Origin of the sequence: Staphylococcus sp. GDY8P131P (assembly GCF_017891975.1) — a bacterium.
In the GTDB taxonomy this organism is placed as follows: domain Bacteria; phylum Bacillota; class Bacilli; order Staphylococcales; family Staphylococcaceae; genus Staphylococcus; species Staphylococcus nepalensis.
Window position 1 is genome coordinate 63569 of the sequence record NZ_JAESKF010000014.1, and the last position, 24660, is coordinate 88228.

Sequence of the window (24660 nt, forward strand, 5' to 3'; positions counted from 1 at the left end):
GTATCATATCAACACTTCTCTTCTAATTTTTTATATAAAACAATCATTTTTTCAATTAAATTTTTCTCACTAATGGCTGTCATCAAGTGATCTTGAGCATGAATCATTAATAACGATGTTTCTACTTTGTCACCATTTATTTCAGATTGTATAAGCTCTGTTTGTATATTATGTGCTTTACTCATTTCTTGCTTCGCTTGTTCCATAAATTGGTTGGCTTGTTCAAAATTAAATTCTGTTGCCGCATCAAGCGCTTCATATGCTAAGCTTCTTGCATTTCCACCATGTGAAATGATTTCGAATATAGACTGTTCATTTTGCTCGCTCATCTAATCCCCCATCTCATTTAATCATCGTTTAACGGATCGTTTATGTTACCTTGTTCTTGTTCTATCATTTTACGTTCATACATTTTGAAGAATGGATAATAAATGATAACTGCTACTATAAGGTTAAATACTACCAACACAAGGGCTCGCCAATCACCGTTTGTGGCAAATAATGCACCCAAAGGTCCGGGTAACGTCCACGGTGCTAATATTGTAATCTTTGCAATCAAACCTAACTTAAATACAAAATAAGTAATCGTTGTTAAAATCAGTGGAATGCCTATAAATGGTAAAGCAAGAATCGGATTCATTACTAATGGCCCACCAAATATAAGTGGTTCGTTAATATTAAATATGCTGGGTATAATGGAGAAGCGACCGACCTTCTTCAAATATTCTGATTTTGAAAATATCATCAATATACACAAACTAAGTGTTGCGCCTGCCCCGCCTATCCATACAAACCATTGGAAAAATGGTTCAACAATAATATGTGGTAACGGCTCACCTGCAGCTTTAGCATCGATATTTTGGTCTAATAAAGAAAACCAAATGGGTTGGAATACTGCACCCATGACAGCCACGCCATGTATACCAGCTGACCATAAAAGCACTATGAAGAATACTGGGATTAAAGCGCCTAATAAACTGTCACCCGCAAAATTGCCTAATGGTTCAAAAATTTTATTAATAATCGCATTTAAATCTATATTTAATATGACTCTTACAAACCAAGATATAACGATAATCACTATCGCAGGTACCAAAGATTCAAAAGAACGTGCAACTGATCCCGGTACTTGGTCTGGCATTTTAATTGTAAAACCTGATTTCACTACTAAACGCATCATTTCAACAGCAAATATCATTGATATAATCGCTACAAACAACCCGGATCCACCTAAGTCAGCCATAGGTAACACGTAACCCATTGCATCCCTTTGAGGTAATTTATCATCCAAATTAACCGGTAAAGTCATCATTAGAAATGTGGCAAGTGAAAGTAAGCCGCCTGCCTGCCCATCCATTTTATAGGATTTCGCCAGACTATACCCCATTGAAAACGCAGCATAAACTGCCATTAATCCTAACGTCATCCTATTGGCTATCATTATTTTTTCAGCATGTGGTTCTACTAATTTTTCCAAAGCAGGTATCGGTGGCGATGCAAATAAAGTAAAAAATGAACCAACAATAATTAAAGGTAGTGTTGCAATAATACCATCGCGAATAGAGGTCAAATGTCTCTGTTCGGATGCTTTAGCCATGGGTGGCATCAATACTTTTTCAATCCATTTCAAAAATTTCTGCATAACATACACCCTTTGTTCACTTATTTAGCTTAGCGCTTATGCATACGTTTGTATTTGCTTTAAAATCTTAGGCGCCCCTATTGGCGTATATCCCATTGGATCTATGACATCTACAGGTTTATTTGCCGCTGCTCCCACCTCTTTGAATTTATCTAATCGATGTCTCACTTGAGGCGCTACTAAACCTAAATCATAGTCAATTATTTGATTTTCAAATGTTTCCGTTCCAACTGCTTTAATTTCTAAATTAAAATTTTCTTTTTCTGCTTCTTTCTTTACAGCGTCAACAATCATAGAACTAGACATACCACCTGAACAAACCATTAATACTTTCATATCAATACACTCCTCTAATATTTTCTTTTTTTAACTTTAACTGCTTGTCGTGTGTTCTCTAACAACTTCGTATACCTTTCATAATTTCTACTAGCTAATGATATAAATAAAATATCTATAACATTTAACATTGCGATGCGTGAACTCATAGCTGCACTCCTCACTGGCTTTTCTACAGAACTAAAAAACAAATTAATATTTGCTAAATCAGCTATGTAATTCTTACTATATTTAGTTATAGAAATAATTTGCGAGCCTTTGTCACGAGCTAATGACAGAGACTGTATCATATCTTCTGTTTGCCCCGTGTTCGAAATGGCAATGACAACATCTTCATTCGTTAAATTAGCACTCAATGTCGCTTGTTCATCGTAGCTCTTACCAACCTCGCACCATTTATCAATACGTGTTAACTTCTGTTTCAAATCTTCTGCGATAATAGATGAAGCTCCAATACCAAAAACACAAATTTTCCTAGCTTTATTTAATATTAATATTGCTTGCTCTAGTTCCTCAGGTGATAAAATTTGAGCAGTATTTTTTATAGATTTAATGTTACTTTGAGAAATGCTATTAATCACACTTTCTTTTGAATAGTTCATGTTTAATTCATCATAATCAGGGCCTCTTTCGTTGGCGTTATTAAGTTCCATTGCAATTTTCATTTTCAAATCTTGAAAACCCTTACATTTAATTTTTTTAGATAACCTAACAATCGTCGCTTCACTGACGTTTGTTAGGTTTGCTAGATGTTGTATTGAACTATTGATTGTTTCATGCGGGTGATCTATAACATATTGCGCCACCCTATATTCCGATGGATTCAAATTCGTTAACGATGATTCCAATAATATTAAAGTATTTCTAATAACCATCACCTCTTTAAAACAATATTTCGTATTATTTATAATCTACAAAATATTGTTTCGTGTGTCAAATTAAATTATTAATGTATATTCACACTTAGATATGTCTGCTTATTTTGTTAATACATTTGGTTATGCTATAAAAATCTCCTATTAATATAATTGTTTCTCTAATCAAGCTACGCTCTTTTTTGTATTAAGTGTACATATTCATCCTTGTGTTACCATTGCTTTTTCATTAAATAAAAATGGATTACAGGGTGAAGCAGGCTTCGTGATTACCAATTTTTTAGTAATGAGTTATTAAAATAGTATTGATAGCGTTATGATTCATGACTTTAATTCAAAGAAGCTCACACTAAAAGCATGTTTTAATTTCACGAAATTTTTTTATAAAAAAGTGAACTTATCACGTTAAACATACGTATATATTAGTGAATAGCATAAAAAGGGGGCCTTACGTACAAAGTGAATGTGATGAAACGTTAATTTGTTACTTGTTTTCAGGCGATTCGAAATTGATTATTAAATATAAAAAGGGGCGAAAGTTTATGAATAATAAATTATTATTATTTTCATCATCAGCAATAGCTACAGGTTTATTGTTAGGTGCAAGTAGTACAGCGCAAGCGAACGAAGGTATGAACATGAACCAAGATATGCAGGCCGATATGAATCAAAACGATATGAACATGAACCATGACATGAACGGTAATATGAATCAAAACGATATGGGCATGAACCATGACATGAACGGTAATATGAACCAAAACGATATGGGCATGAACCATGACATGAACGGTAACATGAATCAAAATGACATGGGCATGAACCATGATATGAACGGTAACATGAATCAAAACGACATGGGCATGGATCATGACATGAAAGGTAACATGAATCAAAACGACATGGGCATGGATCATATGGCTCAAGAAACTATGATGCCTTATTACAACTATAATGGCTATACAACTTATGATGGCCAATTTACTCAAGACTATAACTTTGTAAGAGCACTAAAATACGACAACGTGATGATTGATGGTTATAAAGTTAATACAGCCGCATCTGATAAAACGGTTGATTCTAGTAAAAAAGTTGATAGTACAATGGTAGATATGAATAAAGACGGCCAAGTCGTTCACATTACTTTTGATACAAAACCGAATACAGTAAGTAAAGACATGTTCAAAAAAGCACATATGTCTAACCACATGACTGATGAGGGCAAAACAGATAATGGTTCATATATGGCTTATGAAACAAACAATGGTATGTACAAAGCTTTCTTTGACGACCAAGGCTATCTGATGAAAGTGATGATTAGCTAATTTAACGAATCTTAGTTAATATGCACCCTAAAAGTTGGATTTAATAAATCCACTTTTAGGGTGCTTTTTAATTATATTTTAAAAAGTATACCGTTTTCATAACATCACATTAAGCAAGCATAAAAGGAAGCGGAACAGAAATCGTATTTTTATAAAATGGCTTCGTTCTCCCACTAGGAATAAAGCATACGAACGCTAAGACTGTTGAGGACTTTACATTTCCATTTTAGCCACCATCTGCCAATACAATGTTAAAGGCTGAAACATCGTTTGCCTCAGCCTCTTTTAAACATAATACTCCTTTTTAAAAATAAACCATTTATACCTTACCTCTATAATAATGCTTTAATATACTGCTCATCATCATGCTCATATTTTTTACCTTTATAATTTTGCGGCTCATTAATGCCTGTAAGTAAAATAATTTCTTTTTCCTTATCTGTTGCGTATAAAAGTTCTTTTATCCCTTCTTTTCGAGAAACACCTTTCAAAACATCATTCACCTTATAACTTGAAGGTAAATGTTTAACCATCATATTAATAATTGTTTTAGGCTCTACATACCCTACTTGTTCAGCAGCAAGCATTAATTTATTAATACCATCAGGCACATTTGATATCGTTCTTTCTACTTTATCGAGCCCTCTAAGCCCAATACCTGTAACCATAACATTCAAATTTCTTTCTATACTTTCACTATATTTCAAAGCATTGTTAATCGATTCTTTGATTGCTAAAGAAGTGTGCGCAAAATCTAAAATAATCACATAATTATTTATTTTAATAATTTGAAAGCGATGTAACGGCGATTCAATTACCATTGCAGCTTCAACTATCTTTTGAATATCGAAATTCAATTTATGCAAAGCAAATATACTTGCAGCCAAATTAATGTAGTTATGTCCCCCTTGAAAACGTGGTTTAACTGTATATTGTTTTTGATTAATAACGATATTAATTAAATCATTCTCCATATGATAATGATAATAGGCCGATGGATGACTTGAAAAATGGAACTGGTCTTTTACAATACTGTGATATGATTTTGTATCTAAATTAACTAAATTGGATAAGCTCAAGTCATCTAATCTTAATTTGGCATTTAAATAATTGCTTATACTACCATGATATTCTAAATGTTCAGGGCTAAAATTCGTAAAAACTGCTAAATCATTTTGAATAAAATCTGTCCGTCTTTGGTCTAATGCTATAGATGTAGCTTCGTAAACAATATAATCATAGTTTTTATTATAAAAATAATTTATGATCTCAGCCATTTCAAAATACATCGGTGTGGTCTGCGTTGTATGATTGAAATTAAGTTTATGATAATAACAATCATATACGCCCATTGTTCCGATAATAGCAACTTTTTCGCCAAGTTGTGTTAGTAAATTACCAATCATGTGGCTCGTCGTAGTCTTACCATTAGTCCCTGTGACAGCAATAAATTTCATCCCTTTTATAGCTGGATTATAAAATAATTTTACCAAGTTATTAGCAACTTTAGGGAAATCATCGACATAAACGATAGGTATATTCAATTCAAAATGTTTAAGTTTAGACGGGTGTGCATCTGTAATTATAAATAGAGGCTTCATTTCGTAAGCTTGTTGCATATAATAAGTTGCATTCTTTGAGTCTTTTAATATAAAAATAGTTTCTGGGTCTATATCTTGATACATTGAAGTGATTTTTTTACAAACTTTGTTGGTATCTAACTTTACACTTTCAGAAGTTTTTGATGCGTTTTTTCCAATACTTAATAAAACTTCTTTAATAGTTATTTTCATTGTTCTCCCCCACCTTATTTAATAATTTGCTAAATTAATTAAAACGTTTAGTATTTTTATAAAAAAAGTAATTACAAAATATACGTAGAAAAACACGAAAAGGATCACATCAATTTGTGATCCTTTGAGAAATTTTTAAAATTTTATTTTATTAAATTTTATTACTCGCCATAATCATTTGTCCCTTAGGCTCATTATTATTTGGTGAAGGTTCTAACGTAAGTGCAATCGTGTCATTCTCATCTACATCCATATCACTTAAATCAAATACAACCATACCTTTATCATTCTTCGTTGCAAATGTGCCTGCAGGATAAGGTTTATTATCTTTGATTACCCAAACTTGATAGACTTCATTACCTTTTGTAGCTTCAATGTCGTTGGCTTCAACCATTAATTTACTATGTGTTTTATTACTGGATACGTAAGCTTGACCTTGTGTCTTATCTTCATCCATAGATTTCAAATTGATGGATTGAGCGTCATTCGTATTAATCATTGGAGTAGATTGGTTTTGCGATTCCTTTTGTTTAAAGTATTGAACACCATTTCCTATCAAAGATAATAATAATAATGCCGCCATAATGCCTACAGAAATCCGTCGGAACAAAGGTATTTTAGGTTTTTTATCATCGTTTTGTTTAGGTGATGTCGTTGGCTTTTTATATTGATGTGTTTCGCTTGAATCGCCCATACCACCTTTATATGATTGTGCAGCAGTTAAATGGTTATCATCCTCTTTATCCTGTTGTTTTTCAACTTCTGAATTTGTATCGGCACCATTTTCTTCGTTTAAAACTGACTCTAAGATTCTTTGTTTCATACCCGTCGGAGGGTCAACTTCTTTATTACTGTAAGGAAGAGTTTGATGAAGAACATTAATACTATCTAAAGTTTCTTTGCTTTCAGATGACATATTCAATTCTTGTTCAACTTGCGCTTTTTCACTTTCACTTAACTTATCATTGAAATATTCATATATTTTATCAACTTTGTTATCTTTCATTTTCTTCACTCTCCCTTCTCAAAAACTTTTTAATATAGTTATTTAAATGTTGTATTGATAATCTCAGTCTACTTTTCACAGTACCTAAAGGCATTTTTAATTTATCTGCAATTTCTTGTTGGCTCAACCCCTTGTAATAAAATAAGGATATAATCTTCTGTTGGTCTTTGTTCAAATATGAGAGCATTTTCTGTATTTCCTCAGAACATTCCTTATCTAATAAATCATATTCAGGTAAACTACTCGTTTGGATACCTTGAAATGTTTCATCAAATTGGCTTTCTACGACCTTTCTTTTTCTAACAATATCAATCGCTCCATTACGACATAACGTAATAAGCCAAGTTGATAACTTGCCCCTTTCTGGTTTAAAAATTGCTTTTTGATGCCAAATTTTCATGAAAATATCTTGTAAAATTTCTTCACTAGATTGCTTATCTTGTGTAATTTTGTAAGCCAAATTAAATAATACTGACTCGTAACGATCGTATAGAATTTCTAGACACTTACTATCTCTTTTTTCTACGATCATTTTATATAGATCATTTTCATCTTGCATGCCTTCCCCTCCTTATTATAAAACCATCTGCAATACGCATTTTAATGAATATATTACCTTTCAATAAAAGTACGTAATTTTAAAACAAAAAGTTCATCTTAATAGATGAACTTTTGCTTATTTCTGATTATCAAAATAATTAACATTTGATACTCACTTTAATAAATCTACATTTCATCATAACTTATTATAAGAAATAATGTGTAGATATTATTTTCAAAATTTTTAAATTTTTTTGTGCAATATTATATATTTTTTAGGACTGTATTAAGTAGGCTTTCATAACTTAATATATTTTTTTATAATACTATTTAACCTAACTGCTGAATCACTTTATAAAAATCATTATTTAAAATGTATTTACTTTTAATTTGTCTTTATATCCCATATAAAACATTTATTATTGTGCTTAGCTTTCTGACTCGTTTTTTACTTAACGAACAATAATTAACGCTAGAGATGTCATTGTTTCATAAACAATAGTTTTTAACTTTAATATATGATGTATTTAACGTTTAAAAAATCAAATAATTCTGAATTTTATCTGTTATAATAATATCTTAATTTAATTTTTATGGGAGGTTCAAAATGATATGATGAAACGAATATCTATTAATATTCTAACTAGAGTTGAGCGTGCAGGTAATAAATTACCTGACCCTAGCATGCTTTTCTTCTTGTTATGTCTCATTGTGCTTGGTTTATCTTGGGTTTTATCTTTATTTAATGTTCAAGCCACACAACCAACAAATAATAAAACAATTCATGTTGTCAATTTGCTAAATTGGGAAGGTCTAACGAAAATATTAACAGAAACCATAAACAACTTCGTAACCTTTCCAGCCTTAGGTATGGTCTTAGTTGTTATGATTGGTATGGGACTTGCTGAAAAGACTGGGTATTTTGAACATTTATTACATAGTGTTGTCGATAAGACGCCACATAAACTTGTATTACCATTTTTAATTTTAATATCTATTTTAGGCAACGCTGCAGGTGGCGCTGCGCCTATGATTATGCCAATGCTTACGGCAATGATTTTTATTAAACTAGGCTATCATCCAATTTCTGGATTAATTATGAGTTATGCTGCAGTTGAAGTAGGTTATGGGGCAAATTTAATCATAGGCCTAGACGATGCGTTATCATTTTCATTTACACAATCTGCACTAAAATTATTTGAGGGCGATATATCAATTAATGTAGCAATGAATTGGTTCTTTATGTCTATATCGACTTTTTTATTAGTCCCAATTATCTATATCTTAGCGAAAAAAGTGACCATACCCCGTTTTCAAAATTTAAGTATAGATAAAGATACAGACGTTAGCGTAGATAAGAAAACATTTACTACGCAAGAGGGTAAAGCACTGTTATGGTCGAACTGGATGTTAGTGTTATGGTTGGTATGTATCGTTGTTATAGCCATACCTAAACATAGCTTTTTAAGAAATAATGAAACTGGACAATTGCTCGTAGACTCACCTTTAATGAACGGCTTTGGTGTGATACTCTTAATTACTTTTGCTATTCCTGGTATTATTTATGGAATTAAAAGCGGAAAAATACAAAATAGTAAATCATTAGGTAAAATACTGACACAAAGTATGTCTGATATGAGTAGTTTCATTATTGTTATTTTCTTTGCCGCACAATTATTGGCTTTCTTTGATTGGAGTCATATCGGTCAAGTTATTGCGATTAATGGCGCCAAATTACTACAACACCAAAGCGGTGTCACCTTAATTATTGGATTAATTCTACTTACAGCAACAATCAATATTTTTATGGGTAGTGCTTCCGCCAAATGGGGCGTCTTGGCGCCGATATTCATCCCAATGTTTGCAACTTTAGGTTTTCATCCTGCATTTACCCAAATGGTTTATAGAATTGGTGATTCGATCACCAATCCGATTACGCCTATGATTCCGTACCTTCCCTTCTTATTAACTGTCGCACGTAAATATAATAAGAAAATTGCACTCGGTACCTTAATTGCAAATTTATTACCATATAGTATTATTGGCGGGCTCATTTGGACTATCTTTATGATCATTTGGTATTCACTCGGTATACCTGTAGGGCCAGGCGGACCGATTCATTTAGGTGATTAAATATTTTAATAAGATCGGTTTAACCTAAATTGTACTAACAAAAGTGATTGAAATTCTTAGCTTTTGGTTTAAAATCATTAGTATAACTATCGGGAAAGAAGTGGTTTTATGAAAAATAATAAAGTTACTCATTATTTAAGTAAAATTGAATACTTAGGTAACAAACTCCCTCATCCTGTAACTATATTTTTAATTTTTACTGTTATCTTATTTATTTTGTCACATATTTTATACACCTTAGATATAACGGTTGATTTTAAAGGTATCAATCCAGACAACAATAAAGTAGAAAGCCAAACCATTCATGTTATTAGTCTACTTACTTCCTCTGGTATTTCTCATGTATTTACGAATGTCGTTGAGAATTTCACCTCGTTTGTTGCGCTTGGCCCCGTGCTAGTTGCCATGTTAGGTGTTGGCGTAGCAGAAAAAACCGGTTATCTTGGTGCATTTATCCAAAAATCTGTAGCTAATGCCCCAAAATCGCTCATTACGCCTACGATTGTATTACTAGGTATATTATCAAATATAGCCGCTTCAGTAGGGTATGTTGTTTTAGTACCACTCGGGGCCATGGTCTTCTTATCATTTAATAGACACCCTATCGCTGGTTTGGCAGCTGCTTTTAGTGGAGTTGCTGGTGGGTATTCTGCTAACCTATTTTTAGGTACTAATGACCCCATTTTAAGTGGTATGACAACAGAAGCAGCACAAATTATAAATCCAAATTATATTGTCAATGCTACGGACAATTGGTTTTTTATGTTTGTATCTACTTTTTTAATCGTTATCATTGGTACATTCATTACTGATAAAATAGTCGAACCTAGTTTAGGGAAATACGATTCACCTAAACATACAACGTTTAATGAAATTAATAACAAAGCTTTCAAATGGGCAAATATCTCATTAGCAATTGTGCTTGTTATAATAGGGTTGATGGTTGTGCCATCCAACGGTATTTTAAGAGGTGACAACGGGAATTTTATAGACTCTCCGTTTATACATAGTATTATATTTTCTATGATGCTGATCTTTTTAATACCAGGTATTGTTTATGGCATCATTGATCACAAGATTAAAAACGATAAAGATGCTGTTAGATTAATGAGTGATTCGTTAACAACTATGTCTGAGTTTATTGTCTTAATCTTTTTTGCTGCTCAATTTGTAGCTTTATTTGAATATACAAATATTGGCACAGTGCTATCTGTAAATGGCGCTGAATTATTAAAATCCTTGCATGTTAATGGGTTAACAGCGTTAATTATATTAATATTGATGACCACAATGATCAATATACTGATGGCTGCTGATTCTGCAAAATGGGCTTTAATGGCACCAATTTTTATACCAATGTTTATGCAGTTAGGTGTTGCTCCAGAAGTAACTCAAGTCGCCTATCGTATTGGTGATTCGGCTACGAATATCATTTCACCATTAATGCCGTTTTTCCCTTATATCGTTTCTGTAGCTGAAAAATACAATAAACATAACGGCATTGGTACTGTGGTATCCGTTATGCTACCGTATTCAATTGTTATTTTAGTTTTATGGACAATTTTATTTATCATTTGGTATCTATTAGGTATACCTGTGGGGCCTGGTACAAATACTACAATATAAAAACTAAGATATATTTATATTTTCAAAAATTGACGTAAGTGTAATCAAAGGATTTGCAAAATTCGGTCAGACGTTACTATTCTAATGGAGTGATAGACATGAATCAGAAAATTGAACAATTAAGGGGTATTATAGATAATGCTGATAAAATCACGTTTTTCACAGGTGCAGGTATATCTGTGGCAAGTGGCATCCCTGACTTTCGTTCTATTGGCGGTTTATATGATGAAATTTCAAAAAATGGTTACTCCCCAGAGTACCTATTAAGTGAAGATTATTTTAAAAATGAGCCAGAAGGTTTTATTCGTTTTTGTCATCAGTATTTACTATTTGCTGATAAAGAACCGAATGTCGTACATCAATGGATTGCTCAACTTGAAAGAGATCATCAATCACTAGGTGTTATTACACAGAATATTGATGGCTTACATTCGGATGCTGGCAGTACCCAAACGGATGAACTACATGGCACATTAAATCGATTTTATTGTCTGCAATGCGATCAAAAATATACAAAACCCTATGTCATTGATAAACAATTACATCAATGTGAAATGTGTGGCAGTATCATTAGACCCGACATCGTGCTTTACGGAGAAACGCTAAATCAAGACGCTATCTTTGATGCGCTACACAAGATTAAAGCGGCAGACACTTTAGTAGTCTTAGGTTCTTCGCTTGTCGTTCAGCCTGCCGCTGGTCTTATTTCAAATTTTGATGGCAAAAACTTAATCATTATTAATAGAGACCCTACACCTTACGATAACGATGCAGATTTAGTGATTCAAGATGATATGATTTCAGTCATAAACAATCTAAACGATATATCATAGTTTTTGTAGAAATCGAGCAAAATCGTGTATTCTAAAATATAATCAATTCGTAAATGATAACTATGTTAAAGATAAGGCATCATCAGCATCTTGCATTTAGCGAGTGATTACTGATGATGCCTCAATTCAATTTTCTTTTCCATATAATACGCTGGAAACAATTATTCTAACCAATCATATATTTTGGGTTATACCTATTGAAGAATTAAGTATCATAAACGGTAAATTTTAAAGTTACTGTAAAGCACTCTTTATAATATCGACACAAATTGACATATCTAGCGCATTACCAGTCAAAGTATCTGAATTCAGACATAAGTCATATTCACTTAATTCAGCTCTTGTGATATCTGTATATTGTTGATAAAACGCTGCACGTGATTGCTCTTGTTGTTGAATAAATGCTTTTGCGTTTTCTTCACTTTGGCCTGCAATTTTAACTGCTCGTTCAATTTTCTTAGCAATATCAGGTGCGTAAACATATACATTTAAGAATGAAACTGCATCTTTTAATATATAATCTGCGCCTCTTTCCATTAGTATACATGGCCCTTTATGCACGATATTTAAAATGACCGTCTGGTAGCCATCAATGATTTTTTCTATATCTATTTCCGCTACTTCACCATATTGATCAAAGTTATGTAGAACCTGTGTGTCAATTTCAAGGTATTTAGCAGTTTCATTTAATAAATCTACCTCGCCATAAAATGGAATGTCTAATGTTTCTGCTAACTGTCTAGCAATTAAACGCGCGCCACTTCCGTATTCACTTGTGAATACTATATATTGTCTTCCCATTTTTCCACCTCTATGATTTCATGTTATTCAAACTTTAATGAAGCTCCATTTGTCTCAATTACTTTTTGATACCAATAAAATGAATCTTTTTTATATCTATTATAAGTGCCGTTGCCATCATCATCGACGTCTACATATATAAAGCCATACCGTTTTTTCATTTCACCGGTGCTTGCAGAAATAATATCGAAAGGACCCCACATCGCATATGCCATGACAGGTACCCCGTCTATCTCAATTGCTTTTTCCAGTTCTAGAAGATGTTTTTTTAAGTATTCTATACGATACATATCACGTACACTACCGTCTTGTTCAACTTTATCTACTGCACCTAAACCATTCTCTACAATCATTAACGGCAATTGGTAACGATCATACAATAAATTTAAAATATATCTTAAACCTGAAGGATCGATAGACCATCCCCAATCGCTTGTATCTAAAGTCGGATTTTTATAACCTGTTTTCACACCGTTTAACCCAACAAATTTTAAAGGTGTATCTTCTCCCACAACGTGACTTAAATAATAACTAAATGAAATAAAATCAACAGTACCAGCACGAAGTTCGTCTAAGTCTCCATCTTCAATTGGCAGCGTAATATGGTTTCTTTCAAACTCTTTTATTTTATAATTTGGATAGTAGCCACGGCATTGAACATCAGCGTAAAAAAGCATCTGATGCATAAATTGGGTTGTACGAATGACGTCAGCAGGATCGGGACTCGCTGGATATGCAATATGTCCGTTATACATCATACCAACTTGATATACTCCGCTCATATCGTGAGCAAGTTGGACTGCCTTGGCACTTGCCAGAAACTGGTGATACGCAGCAGTCATCCTAGCTTGTTCAGTATCTTCTTGAATGCCACCAGCCATCCAAGGTTTCGTTGACATCACATTAATTTCATTAAAGGTAATCCAATATTTCACTTTTCCCTGATAACGTTTGAACACTGTTTCACAGTAATTCATAAAATAATCTACAACCTCACGGCTCAACCATGAACCATATTTTTGTAAACCTAATGGCGTTTCAAAATGGGACAACGTGACAATTGGTTCTATATTGTACTTCAAGCATAAATCAAATATATTATCATAAAATTGCAACCCTGCCTCATTCGGTTCAGCATCGTCGCCGTTTGGAAAAATTCTAGACCACGCAATAGACATGCGATAACATTCAAAACCCATTTCAGCAAAGAGTTTAATATCTTCTTCATAACGTTCATAGTGATTTACACCATGATGACTAGGGTAATGTTTTGTCTCATCAATAGTTTGAGTTACTTCTCTTGGCTGTCCATATTTCGATGACGTCATGACGTCAGCAGTGCTCAACCCTTTACCATCTTGATTATATGCGCCTTCGCATTGATTTGCAGCAGTCGCCCCGCCCCACATAAATGATTTAGGAAAACTCATAATATACCTTCTTTCTATTATTTTTATATCTATTTCAGCTAATATTTATTATTTTTTCGCCATGTGTCATAGTTTGATTTACTATGGTTTCCACATCATCAAATTCAGCAGTATTCGTGATAATAACTGGCGTTGTCGTTTCGTAACCAGCATCATTGATTTGTTTAGAATCAAATTCCAATAATAGCTGTCCTTGCTTAATTTCTTGACCGTTTTCAACTTGTGGAAAATAAAATTGGCCATTTAATTCGACAGTATCTAGTCCCACATGTATTAAAATTTCTACACCCTCATCACTCGTAATACCTATCGCATGATGACTATCTAACAGTGCTGTAATCGTGCCGTCAACTGGCGCATAAACCTTACCTTCTGTCGGCTTAATCGCTACGCCTTTGCCTAACAGTTCAGCAGCAAACGTAGGGTCATTGACTTCATTGAGTGGAATAACCTCCCCAGTTATAGGTGCATTTACGTGAGCTCCTGTAAATGTATCTTTATCAGCAATTTGGTTATTATCTGAAGCGTTGTGCTGTTCTTCTACGTCTAAAGTTTCTTCATTAATACCAAGGGTTAATGAAATTAAAAATGCAACGACGAAGGCAATGATAATACCGATAATGGCATGAATTAAAACGCCAAAACCATCTGGTCCAATATAACCTGGTATCGATAAAATGCCTGGTGGTATCTGCGCAAATCTTCCTACTCCTGTGATACCATAATACAAACCACCTACACCGCCACCAATCATAGCAGCAACCAGTGGTCGTTTATATCTTAAATTGACACCATAGAGTACTGGTTCAGTAATACCGAAAATCGCAGTGAAACTTGTTGAACTAGCTAATGTTTTTAATTCTTTATTTTTAGTTCTAAAAACAATTGCAAAAGCAGCTCCTGCCTGTGCTAAATTGGATACAAACATACCAGGGCCAGCGATTGGGTCAAAGTTTTTAGAAGCAAGTTCGTTAATTCCTAATGAAATTAGAGCATAATGCATACCAGTCATAACAAGTAGTGGCATAAATAATCCAACTAATGTAGGAACTAACCAACCTACATGAACATTCAACGTTGCAAAAACGTAACTTAAACCAATTCCTAAATAGTTCCCAATCGGTCCTAGGATAATCAGTGTTACGATGGCTACAATAAGAATCGTAAACATAGGCACTAATACAATCTTAATGGCTTTAGGTATAAACTTATTAAGTTGTTTTTCTACAAAACTCATAAACCAAATAGCAAGTATGATTGGAATAACTGTTGAAGCATAATCAACTAAACCCACAGGCATCCCTAAAAAGGAAACACCCTCTCCTGAAGATTTTCCTTCTTTCACTATTTGAATAAATGCTGGATGCAGCAATACACCTCCGATAACAATGGCAATATATTGATTAACATTAAATTTTTTCGCTGCAGAAACAGCTAAAATAACCGGTAAGAAATAAAATCCAGCATCGCCTAGTATGGTTAATATTCTATGCACAGCTGTATCTGAATTGGTTAACTTAAAGGTGTCAATAATCGCAATTAATGCTTTGATCATACCTGAACCAGCTAATACAGGGATAATAGGTGTAAATATGCTAGCAATCACGTCTAACAATTTAATAAATATATTTCTATTATCTACTTCGTCTTCCCTGTCATTGTTATGATTGTCTTCCAAGTTACCTTCTTTCATTAAATTCTTATAAACATCTTCTACCTCGTTACCGATAACTACTTGATATTGCCCTCCCTTATCTACAGCATCAATAACTTCTTTCATTTGTTTAATCGATTCATTGTCTACCTTGCTTTGTTCATACAATGTAAACCTTAGCCTTGTAGCACAATGTGTTACATGTTTAATATTTTCTTTACCGCCAACATGTTTTAAAACATCTTTGGCCACTTTTTGATAATTCATATTTGCACCACCTAGTTGTTAACGCTTACAATTTCAATTAAAATTTTTTCCCTTAATAAAGTCATTAAATTGTCTTACAATTTGTTTCCTAAATTCTGTATCTTTTTGTACAATCCAAAAATCTCTACTTAAGTTTAAGTTAGTCACATTAATATTTCCTAGAACACCTAATGCTAATTCACGTTCTACTGCAATTTTCGGTAGAAAACTAATCCCTAAATTTGCTTCTACCGCACTTTTAATTGTTTGTATGCTGCCTAATTCCATAAATGATTGAGCATAGGTCATATTGTGTCTTTCTAACTCATTCTTTATAATTTTCCTCATCCCAGACATTTTTTCCCTAACTATAAATTGTTCTTTAAGTAAATCGCTTAATTCTACTGAATCTTGTTTCAATAATTTATTTTGACTTGAGCATATTGCGATTAAATTGTCTTCTGCAAATTTATATACATCATATTTTTCTATTTGGAAAACACCTTCAACTAATGCAACATCTACTTCATTTAAGTTTAATTTTTCAAGAACTGATGGTGTATTACCAATGGATAATTCAATTTGTATATTCGTATTTTGCTTTTTAAACTCACTGATAACTTGAGGTAATAAATATTCTCCTATAGTAAAGCTGGCTCCAATAACCAGCCTATGATTTTGCTCATTGAGTTCATTCTGTATTGCTTGAAATGCAATTTCATTTATTCTAATTAATTCTTTCGCAAACGGGTAAAATGTTTCTCCTGCTTTAGTTAGTTTTAGTTTTCGCTCATTACGATCAAATAATGTCACGTTATAATAATTTTCTAACTGCTTCATTTGTTTCGTTACAGCTGGTTGAGAAATAAAATAGTTTTGTGCAGCTTGAGTAAAACTTTTTGTTTCAGCAACATCACAAAATATCTTTATACTTTCAAGATTCACTTTCTCCCCTCCTCTTTAACCTTATATAAATTCTAACACGAGTTTGATACTATATAGCATTCCTTCTAGTAATAGGCTATAACTAATCCTTATTTGAGTTTTGTCAAACCTACATGAGAAGATTAAGAAAAAATGATAGGGATGACAAAATGACTTTAAGTGTAATTTTGGTATTACTGTTGATCAGTATCTTTGCTGGCGCTTATGGCACTATTATTGGAGCTGGTGGGGGATTTATCTTTGTACCGTTCTTATTGATATTATTTGGTTTAGAACCTCGTATAGCTGCTGGTTCAGGACTTGTAATTGTTATGATTAACGCTATTATCGGTGCTATTGGTTATACTAAACAAAAAAAGATTGCTTTTAATCAAGGCATCACAATTGGTGTGAGTGCCATACCTGGCACGTTTATAGGGAGCTGGTTATTACAACACTATTTTTCTAATGCTTTTTATATAATTTTTGCAATATTATTAAGTGTGCTAGGATTCTTTTTACTTTTTAAAAATTTACCTATTAAATTTAACAAAAAGAAACCCGCACACACGTCTACTGCTTCACCTCCTTTTAGTTATTGGTATATACCTTTAGGGTTTTTGATGGGCGTTATATCTAATTACCTAGGAATCGGTGGTGGTTGGCTATTAGTACCTGTTCTCATATATGTTTTTAAAATGCATCCAAAAGAAGCCACCTCAACATCTGTATTTTCATTACTTATATATACAACTGTAGGCGCTATAACACAAATTTCGATTGGTAATTTAAACTGGATGATCGTGATTATTGGGGGGATAGGCATTGCTGTCGGTGCCAAAATCGGTCTGAAAATTGCCGAATTTATACCTGAAAGACGCATCATGCAACTGCTCTCAGCTGTTCTTATTATTATGGGTATTCGTATGTTTTTCATGTGATTTTTTAAATAAAGTTAAAAAAATACAACTAACTAAAAAATGATGGTTTCTACTGTATGTCAGTAAAAATCATCATTTTATTATATTTATATCTCATAGCAGCTCACTCATCTATTTTTTGACGATATTAATGAACATAGGAAGTCAACTGCGTTTTAGCTTACTATTAAACATCCTTATAACATAACTAACTATACATCATTTAAATATTGTGCAAGTTCAATAAGATCCAAACTTTGTTCATTTCTTAAAAAGTTTACATTTAAAGCACCGCTTCCTAACCTATAACGATCTAAGGCATCAGCATCTTTAAATATTTTGTATAGGTACAATGCTTTTTCCGGATCCTGTAATTCCGATTTGAAGGAGGCCTGCGCTTCATTATCATCTTGATCATGATAAGCCATAATATAAGCAACTGTGTCATTGTATAGCAAGCCATGTTTTAGACAAGATGTTTTATAATATTTAGCCGCTCTCAAACCATGCCCTTTGTCCAGACCTTCGTCTAATCTTCTTGTATCATGGAACACTGAACACGTTGCAAGTTGCTCACACTGATCACTATCCAACTGCAATCGGTCAGCTAATATCAAATTATAAAACATAACTCTAGCGCTATGCTGTTGTGTATGCCAAATGCTATCAGTTAGCCAAAAATCCACAGATTGCATCATAAATCTTTCCCATTTTTTAAAGATATCACAACTACGTTGGCTTAAATACGTTTGTAAGGGTAAATTAATATTCATTTGTACACCCCTTACCTTGACGTTTGAAAGTCACTAACTCACTTAAATTGTGTGCTATATCCCCAGGTACAGATAACGATTTATCTTGAATTGCTAGTGGTATAAATATTTCTTGTGCTAAATTAAAAGTAATGTACACTACATTGTCCCTTTGTTGAATCCATTGCATTATTGGCGCTTTGATTAATTGATTCCGACTGCCTATGCCTAACTCTAGTACTACAATTTTCTCTTCCTTAGTCGTATGAATAAAATGTTCAAACGCTTGGGCTTGCAACTTCCAATCTTCTTGTTTGATAAAATAATGATTTGTCTCTATATGCATTGCCATTGGCCCGTGACATCGAGGGCATTTTGGTAGTATATTTAAAATCGTTTGATCATCAAGATTATTATTTATCTTTAATAACAATTCACTTATATCGTATAATTTGTTATGACATGCGCGCGCACATTGTGCCGTCTTACAGTTACCTTCAATTTCAAAAATTTTTGAATTCTCAAAGCCTGAATATTCAAAGTGATTATCTATATTTGAAGTAATTACAAAATAATTTTTATCACTAATTAATTCATATAAATGTTTCATAACTTCACTTAATTGATAATCTGCTAAAAAATACTGATATAGTTTACTATAAAATTTCCAGTAAATAAGCTCACTCGGATAAGGGTAAAATAATCCCTCTACAATATTATGAATTAGATACTCCTGTTTGAATGATGAAAAATAAGCATTAAAATTTTTATCGTCAGCAAAAATATGAAACCCTTCTGCTATCGACAAACCATTACTTGCGCTTATAAGTACTTTATCTGCAGATTCCAAATGTTGAGTAATATTTTCTGTAATCATATATGCTCCTTTAAAGTTAACTATAAATTAACGCTGTTTTCTAACGTTTGTCGATACTTTACACTATCTCCAAGCACTTGTTGAATATCTTCATGAATAGCCTGCCCTTTATTCTCCAATTTTTCCGGTAGAATAGCATCTTTAGGATTGATGGTAATATAATAAGCATTAGGCCACATATAAGTTAAATTCCAAAATGGTTCTTTTATAAACATTGGTGTCATTGGCCCCACACCCAACTCTAAAAACAATACACGTTTATGTTTTACCATTAACAAATACTCATTTAATTTTTCTAATTCATTTTTATATTTTGTACCTTCTAAAAAGACAAATGATCTTACCCATAATTCCATATTTCCTCCACAAGAAGGGCATATTGGAATATCATCAGAAGGTATTTGAGTGTCTATTATTTTAGTGCATAAGTTATGTGCTTCTTCTGAAAAATCATAAACATGATCATGACAGCGTTGCGCACATTGGATATGTGTCCAATCACCTTGTATGGCGCTCACCTTCGTTTCAGGAAATACATGGTAAAATTGACGATCTTGATTGGTAGTCAAAATATAGTAATCCTTATTCTGAATTAATTCAAATAAATTTTCATATGGTTTAGCCATCGGAGCTTGTGAAACAAAATTAACTAACCTTGCTAGATAAGCCCATCTTTCCTCCAACGTTTGAAAACGATAATAAAACCCACCAAAAATACTATCTATACCATATTTAATAGCAAAATCTCCGAAATGTTCTCGAAAAGCAGCATTGTCTTCATACCAATTATAACCACCTGCAGCAGACATTCCTGATGCACCGCCGACAACAATAGCATCAGCTTGTTCTATTTTTTCAACTAATGTTTTTATATGCTGTTGGTATCTTTCAGAATACATAATTTTTCCTCCTTATACTTTACCGATTAGCAATTATAGTCTAAACTTTGGGTATCAACTCAACAAGTATGCACTTTTTATATATATACTATCTTAAAAGGAAGTGTAACCATGGAAAACACTCATCACCATAGTCATTTGAACGATACGTATTTTGATTACACGCTGTCGATTATCAATGGAAAATGGAAGCTAACCATTATTTACTATTTATCTACGTATGAAGTGGTACGTTTCAATCAACTCAAACGCTATTTAGGTAAAATCACATACAAAACGCTTAGTGACTCTTTAAAAGAATTAGAGCAAGATGGACTCGTAAACAGAAAAGCTTTCCCTCAAATCCCGCCTAAAGTGGAATATAGTCTAACTGAAAAAGGTAAATCCTTATGGCCAATTATTGAAAATATGTGTAGTTGGGGCGAACAAAACAAATACTAAATATTATGATTTAATTTTGCATATACAAATGGACGCTAACACTGTAAATAAATGTTAGCGTCCATACTATTTTTCCAAATGATTTAAATAATATTGCTCATTAAATTGTTCATCTTTTTTGAGTTGGTTAACTGATAAATACAAGGAGTAATTTCCATACTCTAACAATTTTTGTAATAACGCATTCAACTTTTCATTCGAAGATACTTTAAACTTCAAATGATAACAACCATCGCCTGAAATGCTATGTGCTTCAATGATATCATTACAAGTCGTTACAAAATCAATAAAATGACCATGTTGCGTGGTCTTCATATATATTATTAAGAAACCTACCATTCCATTTTTGATGCTTTCTTCGCTAATGTTTATAGTGTATGATTTTATAATACCTTCATCTTCCATTTTACGAATACGGTTACCTACTGCTTGACCTGTCATGTATATCTGTTCTCCTATATCTTTCCATTGAGTACGTGAATGGTTGGCTAGTATTTTCAATATTTGTATATCAGTACTATCTATTTTCATTATTGAATCTCCTTTCATCAAGCAAGTTTTATCACCTAATTCATTTCATAACCTTATCGATAACATCTTGTTTTTAATATATCATTATAACTGTACATTAAATTCAGTAAAGGATGGATAAACATGAATACAGCTTTAATTATTGTAGATATTCAAAATGATTATTTCCCAGGTGGTAAATACCCATTAAGTAATCCTGAAAATGCAGCAGAAAATGCTAAAAAATTATTAATGTGGTTTAGAGAAAATCTTAGTGAAAATATTTACCATGTTCAACATATTGCACCTGATGAATCATTAGGATTTTTCGCTCCTGATACGGAAGGTGCAGAAATTCGAGAAGTTGTACAACCACAAGACAATGAAACGCTGATCGTTAAACAATTCCCTAACAGCTTCGTTAATACGGGACTACATGATAAATTGCAAGCTCAAAATATAGAACATGTTGTAATTGTTGGTATGATGACGCATATGTGTATTGATGCTACCGCTAGAGCTGCAGCTGATTTAGGTTATAAAGTATCAGTCGTTGAAGATGCATGCGCTTCACGCGAATTAACTTATAACGAGCATGTCGTTAAAGCAGAAGATGCCCACTATGCATTTATCAGTGCGCTAGACTTATTATATGCTGATATTTATACGACAGAAAATTTTATTCAACAACAATAATGTCAGCTTACAGATCCATTCAAAGCGAAAATATATAAACTAAAATTTTACTATTTAATATCTGTTTTTATCATTTTCTTTATTAAAACGATATTATATCGATGTTACAGTACAAAGATATTAGCATGATATACGACTATATCTATAAAAGCGTATCTGCATTTATTATTATGCTGATACGCTTTTCCATTATTTACAGTTAAATACGATTCTACTTTTGACGCTACAAATTTAACCATGTTTTTAAAAACGACACATTTACCACCATACGGTTAGTATCCGGTTAGACAACCCGAACACTGACCCGTTAGCATATAGTGCCTTTCACTATATGCTTTATCTACATCTCAATATTAAACTACAAAAGATACTTATTTAAATTGTTTGAATTTATCCATAACATAATCTCTACTGTGTTTATGGTTTACGATAGCTTCTGGGTAATCTTTACCAATTTCAACATTATAATTTTCTTTCAACTTGTCTTTGTGCTTTGTTGGATTATGAATATATTGACTAGGCACTTCATTCAATATTTCTAACTGTGTTTTAATAAAATATCCTTGCGCATCGAAGCGTTCGCTTTGACGTATCGGATTAAACATTCTGAAATATGGTGCTGCATCTGTTCCTGTTGAAGCAGACCACTGCCAACCATGTACATTGGATGCATTATCATAATCAATAAGGTACTTTCTAAAGTAATCTTCACCCCAAGTCCAATCTATAAATAAATTTTTCGTTAAGAATTGAGAGACAACCATCCTTAATCGATTGTGCATATATCCAGTACAATTTAATTTTTTCATTGCAGCATCAACGATAGGGTAACCTGTTTGTCCTTGTTGCCACGCCTTAAAATGCGATTGATTATAGGACCACTGCATATTGCGGTACTTTTCGGAAAAAGATTGAGTTGCAGTTTCAGGGTATTGCGTCATTAATATATAATAAAATTCACGGAACATCACTTCTCTGATAAAAGATTCATAGCTGCTTTCATCACTATCATAACCTTCAAGTAAGTCATTTATAATGGCGTGAATATCGAGCAAGCCATATGCTAAATATTTTCCTAACCCACTGACAAAATCTTGTGATACATCATCTGCCAATTGCTTATAATAGGATATATCTTCATCTAAAAACCGATGCCATGCTTTACGTGCTGATTTTTCCATATTTTCATTATTATCTAATCGCAACTCGCTTTGATTGAAACCTTTTTCTGCACTTTGGCTTAACTGCTTATATTGATAACTTTTAGCAGGTGTATGTATGACATTTTTGCGGTTCGCTTTGTAAAAACGAGTAAAAACTTTATAAGGTTGCTGTTGCTTGTTTAATGTCATTAAAGGCGTAAAATAATGATTCACACGTTGCCCAATCACTTTGATTTGATGTTTTTCAAAGGCTGTTTTTATATGGGGGTAGTCGTATGTTTCTTTGTGATAACTCATAATATCTTTAGCGATTAACACATGAGATAAATCTAAATCATCGACTAAAGATGCTAACTTTTTGTATGTAATAACATAGGGATAAATGTCACGCTTTTGTAAAGCAGTTATAAAACCTTTGACTACTTTATAATAATCATTACGTTTCACCTCTGCTGCATCAGATAAATCCTCTAGAGGTAAAATAAAGTATAATTTGTCTAGTTCATTTTGATGCTCTGCTACAAAATCAAATAATGGGTTATCTTTCATTCTAAAAACGCGATTAAGTATAACACCTAGCTGCATGGTAACATCTCCTCATTTTATAAATATATTTCTGAACACTTTGCAAAACATGCTCATTCATATTAAATTGCTGGAATATAGGGTTAACACCCGTTATTGTCTCTCAATAAATATCGCAATATCACAAATGTTTTACCTCATGCTTGCACATTACAGATATAGGGTATGTATTATATAGAGGTGATTGTAATATGAATAAAGAAGCAGTACAAAAAGAAATTGAAAATATTTTAAACCATTCTAATGTTGGCGTGTTATCCACGGCTCATAATAATATGCCAAATAGTAGATACATGATTTTTTATAATGAAGGTCACACACTATACACTAAAACAAGTATTGATTCTAACAAAGTGGCTGAATTTAAAGACAACCCCAAAGCGCATGTTTTAATAGGTTATGACGAAACAAAAAACCGTAGCTTTCTTGAAATAGAAGCAGATGTCGAAATTCTAAAAGATAAAGAAACGATTGATTGGATTTGGCAAAAACAAGATAAGACATTTTTCGACTCTAAAGAAGATCCTAATTTGTGCGTACTAAAAGTAACACCAAAAGCGATTAAAATAATGAACGATAATGCGTTAGATACCCCTCAAACAATTACGTTTAATTAATTTAAAATAACACGGGCGCTTAAATTTACTTCAAAA

24 protein-coding genes are annotated in these 24660 nt (G+C 32.7%); 8 read left to right on the forward strand and 16 right to left on the reverse strand.

What is annotated here, in order from left to right:
- Nucleotides 1-8: 8 nt before the first annotated feature.
- From KA894_RS10775 to KA894_RS10790, 4 genes are read right to left on the reverse strand one after another with little or no spacing between them, the layout of a single operon-like run.
- Nucleotides 9-329, reverse strand: coding sequence for a PTS lactose/cellobiose transporter subunit IIA (locus KA894_RS10775; protein ID WP_096808124.1), 321 nt, complete (start codon nt 327-329; stop codon nt 9-11).
- 17 nt (nt 330-346) lie between these two features.
- On the reverse strand, nt 347-1642 hold the full coding sequence (locus KA894_RS10780) for a PTS sugar transporter subunit IIC (protein ID WP_210133961.1): 1296 nt from the start codon (nt 1640-1642) through the stop codon (nt 347-349).
- 36 nt (nt 1643-1678) lie between these two features.
- Nucleotides 1679-1978, reverse strand: coding sequence for a PTS sugar transporter subunit IIB (locus KA894_RS10785; protein WP_096808122.1), 300 nt, complete (start codon nt 1976-1978; stop codon nt 1679-1681).
- Nucleotides 1979-1992: 14 nt separating this feature from the next.
- Nucleotides 1993-2853, reverse strand: coding sequence for a MurR/RpiR family transcriptional regulator (locus tag KA894_RS10790; protein ID WP_115341790.1), 861 nt, complete (start codon nt 2851-2853; stop codon nt 1993-1995).
- Between the two features lie 542 nt (nt 2854-3395).
- Between KA894_RS10790 and isaB the strand changes: the two genes are divergently transcribed.
- A complete protein-coding gene (gene isaB / locus KA894_RS10795) occupies nt 3396-4178 on the forward strand; it encodes an immunodominant staphylococcal antigen IsaB family protein (protein ID WP_119487977.1) in 783 nt (260 codons plus the stop codon).
- A gap of 332 nt (nt 4179-4510) precedes the next feature.
- On the opposite strand, the gene KA894_RS10800 is transcribed toward isaB, so the two are convergent.
- The 3 genes from KA894_RS10800 to KA894_RS10810 all read right to left on the reverse strand — a co-directional run bounded on the left by KA894_RS10800 (nt 4511) and on the right by KA894_RS10810 (nt 7536).
- Nucleotides 4511-5971 (reverse strand): Mur ligase family protein, encoded by a 1461-nt coding sequence (locus tag KA894_RS10800; protein ID WP_119487976.1) that lies wholly within the window; start codon nt 5969-5971, stop codon nt 4511-4513.
- A gap of 151 nt (nt 5972-6122) precedes the next feature.
- Nucleotides 6123-6977 carry an anti-sigma factor gene (locus tag KA894_RS10805; RefSeq protein ID WP_103373280.1) on the reverse strand — a complete coding sequence of 285 codons (855 nt, stop codon included), beginning with the start codon at nt 6975-6977 and terminating at the stop codon, nt 6123-6125.
- Nucleotides 6967-7536, reverse strand: coding sequence for an RNA polymerase sigma factor (locus tag KA894_RS10810; protein ID WP_103373279.1), 570 nt, complete (start codon nt 7534-7536; stop codon nt 6967-6969). Before KA894_RS10810 ends, KA894_RS10805 begins: the two co-directional genes overlap by 11 nt.
- 593 nt (nt 7537-8129) lie before the next feature.
- Between KA894_RS10810 and KA894_RS10815 the strand changes: the two genes are divergently transcribed.
- From KA894_RS10815 to KA894_RS10825, 3 genes are all read left to right on the forward strand, one after another.
- Nucleotides 8130-9650 (forward strand): AbgT family transporter, encoded by a 1521-nt coding sequence (locus KA894_RS10815; RefSeq protein WP_119487975.1) that lies wholly within the window; start codon nt 8130-8132, stop codon nt 9648-9650.
- A gap of 108 nt (nt 9651-9758) precedes the next feature.
- Nucleotides 9759-11276, forward strand: coding sequence for an AbgT family transporter (locus KA894_RS10820; protein WP_119487974.1), 1518 nt, complete (start codon nt 9759-9761; stop codon nt 11274-11276).
- A gap of 98 nt (nt 11277-11374) precedes the next feature.
- Nucleotides 11375-12109: an NAD-dependent protein deacylase gene (locus tag KA894_RS10825; protein ID WP_119487973.1), complete on the forward strand. Its 735-nt coding sequence runs from the start codon at nt 11375-11377 to the stop codon at nt 12107-12109.
- A 234-nt stretch (nt 12110-12343) separates the two neighbouring features.
- Here the strand turns inward: KA894_RS10825 and KA894_RS10830 are convergent, their stop codons facing one another.
- Genes KA894_RS10830 through KA894_RS10845 form a run of 4 tightly spaced genes read right to left on the reverse strand, consistent with a single transcriptional unit; the run spans nt 12344 to nt 17185 of the window.
- Nucleotides 12344-12910, reverse strand: coding sequence for a cytidylate kinase-like family protein (locus tag KA894_RS10830; RefSeq protein WP_103372719.1), 567 nt, complete (start codon nt 12908-12910; stop codon nt 12344-12346).
- A gap of 23 nt (nt 12911-12933) precedes the next feature.
- Entirely contained in the window at nt 12934-14340 is a 1407-nt protein-coding gene (locus tag KA894_RS10835; protein WP_096808112.1) for a glycoside hydrolase family 1 protein, read from the reverse strand.
- Nucleotides 14341-14374: 34 nt separating this feature from the next.
- The gene (locus tag KA894_RS10840) at nt 14375-16261 is read right to left on the reverse strand and encodes a beta-glucoside-specific PTS transporter subunit IIABC (RefSeq protein WP_119487972.1); all 1887 of its coding nucleotides are present in this window, start codon (nt 16259-16261) and stop codon (nt 14375-14377) included.
- 33 nt (nt 16262-16294) lie between these two features.
- Nucleotides 16295-17185 (reverse strand): LysR family transcriptional regulator, encoded by an 891-nt coding sequence (locus KA894_RS10845; RefSeq protein WP_119487971.1) that lies wholly within the window; start codon nt 17183-17185, stop codon nt 16295-16297.
- 149 nt (nt 17186-17334) lie between these two features.
- On the opposite strand from KA894_RS10845, the gene KA894_RS10850 reads away from it, so the two are divergent.
- Entirely contained in the window at nt 17335-18105 is a 771-nt protein-coding gene (locus KA894_RS10850) for a sulfite exporter TauE/SafE family protein (protein ID WP_119487970.1), read from the forward strand.
- Nucleotides 18106-18296: 191 nt separating this feature from the next.
- On the opposite strand, the gene KA894_RS10855 is transcribed toward KA894_RS10850, so the two are convergent.
- From KA894_RS10855 to KA894_RS10865, 3 genes are read right to left on the reverse strand one after another with little or no spacing between them, the layout of a single operon-like run.
- Entirely contained in the window at nt 18297-18857 is a 561-nt protein-coding gene (locus KA894_RS10855) for an HD-GYP domain-containing protein (protein WP_103372714.1), read from the reverse strand.
- Complete coding sequence (locus KA894_RS10860) at nt 18847-19713, reverse strand: Sir2 family NAD-dependent protein deacetylase (protein ID WP_119487969.1); 867 nt, start codon at nt 19711-19713, stop codon at nt 18847-18849. Before KA894_RS10860 ends, KA894_RS10855 begins: the two co-directional genes overlap by 11 nt.
- Nucleotides 19714-19733: 20 nt before the next feature.
- Nucleotides 19734-20612, reverse strand: a complete 879-nt coding sequence (locus KA894_RS10865) for an SIR2 family NAD-dependent protein deacylase (RefSeq protein WP_119487968.1) — start codon at nt 20610-20612, stop codon at nt 19734-19736.
- 111 nt (nt 20613-20723) lie between these two features.
- On the opposite strand from KA894_RS10865, the gene KA894_RS10870 reads away from it, so the two are divergent.
- On the forward strand, nt 20724-21053 hold the full coding sequence (locus KA894_RS10870; RefSeq protein WP_096808105.1) for a winged helix-turn-helix transcriptional regulator: 330 nt from the start codon (nt 20724-20726) through the stop codon (nt 21051-21053).
- A gap of 66 nt (nt 21054-21119) precedes the next feature.
- On the opposite strand, the gene KA894_RS10875 is transcribed toward KA894_RS10870, so the two are convergent.
- The gene (locus KA894_RS10875) at nt 21120-21584 is read right to left on the reverse strand and encodes an Lrp/AsnC family transcriptional regulator (protein ID WP_115341784.1); all 465 of its coding nucleotides are present in this window, start codon (nt 21582-21584) and stop codon (nt 21120-21122) included.
- A gap of 123 nt (nt 21585-21707) precedes the next feature.
- On the opposite strand from KA894_RS10875, the gene KA894_RS10880 reads away from it, so the two are divergent.
- Nucleotides 21708-22259 carry a cysteine hydrolase family protein gene (locus KA894_RS10880; protein WP_096808103.1) on the forward strand — a complete coding sequence of 184 codons (552 nt, stop codon included), beginning with the start codon at nt 21708-21710 and terminating at the stop codon, nt 22257-22259.
- 371 nt (nt 22260-22630) lie between these two features.
- Here KA894_RS10880 and KA894_RS10885 read toward each other — a convergent pair whose 3' ends face one another.
- Complete coding sequence (locus tag KA894_RS10885) at nt 22631-24007, reverse strand: cryptochrome/photolyase family protein (protein ID WP_119487967.1); 1377 nt, start codon at nt 24005-24007, stop codon at nt 22631-22633.
- Between the two features lie 191 nt (nt 24008-24198).
- Between KA894_RS10885 and KA894_RS10890 the strand changes: the two genes are divergently transcribed.
- Complete coding sequence (locus KA894_RS10890; protein WP_096808101.1) at nt 24199-24624, forward strand: pyridoxamine 5'-phosphate oxidase family protein; 426 nt, start codon at nt 24199-24201, stop codon at nt 24622-24624.
- The last annotated feature ends 36 nt before the right edge of the window (nt 24625-24660 follow it).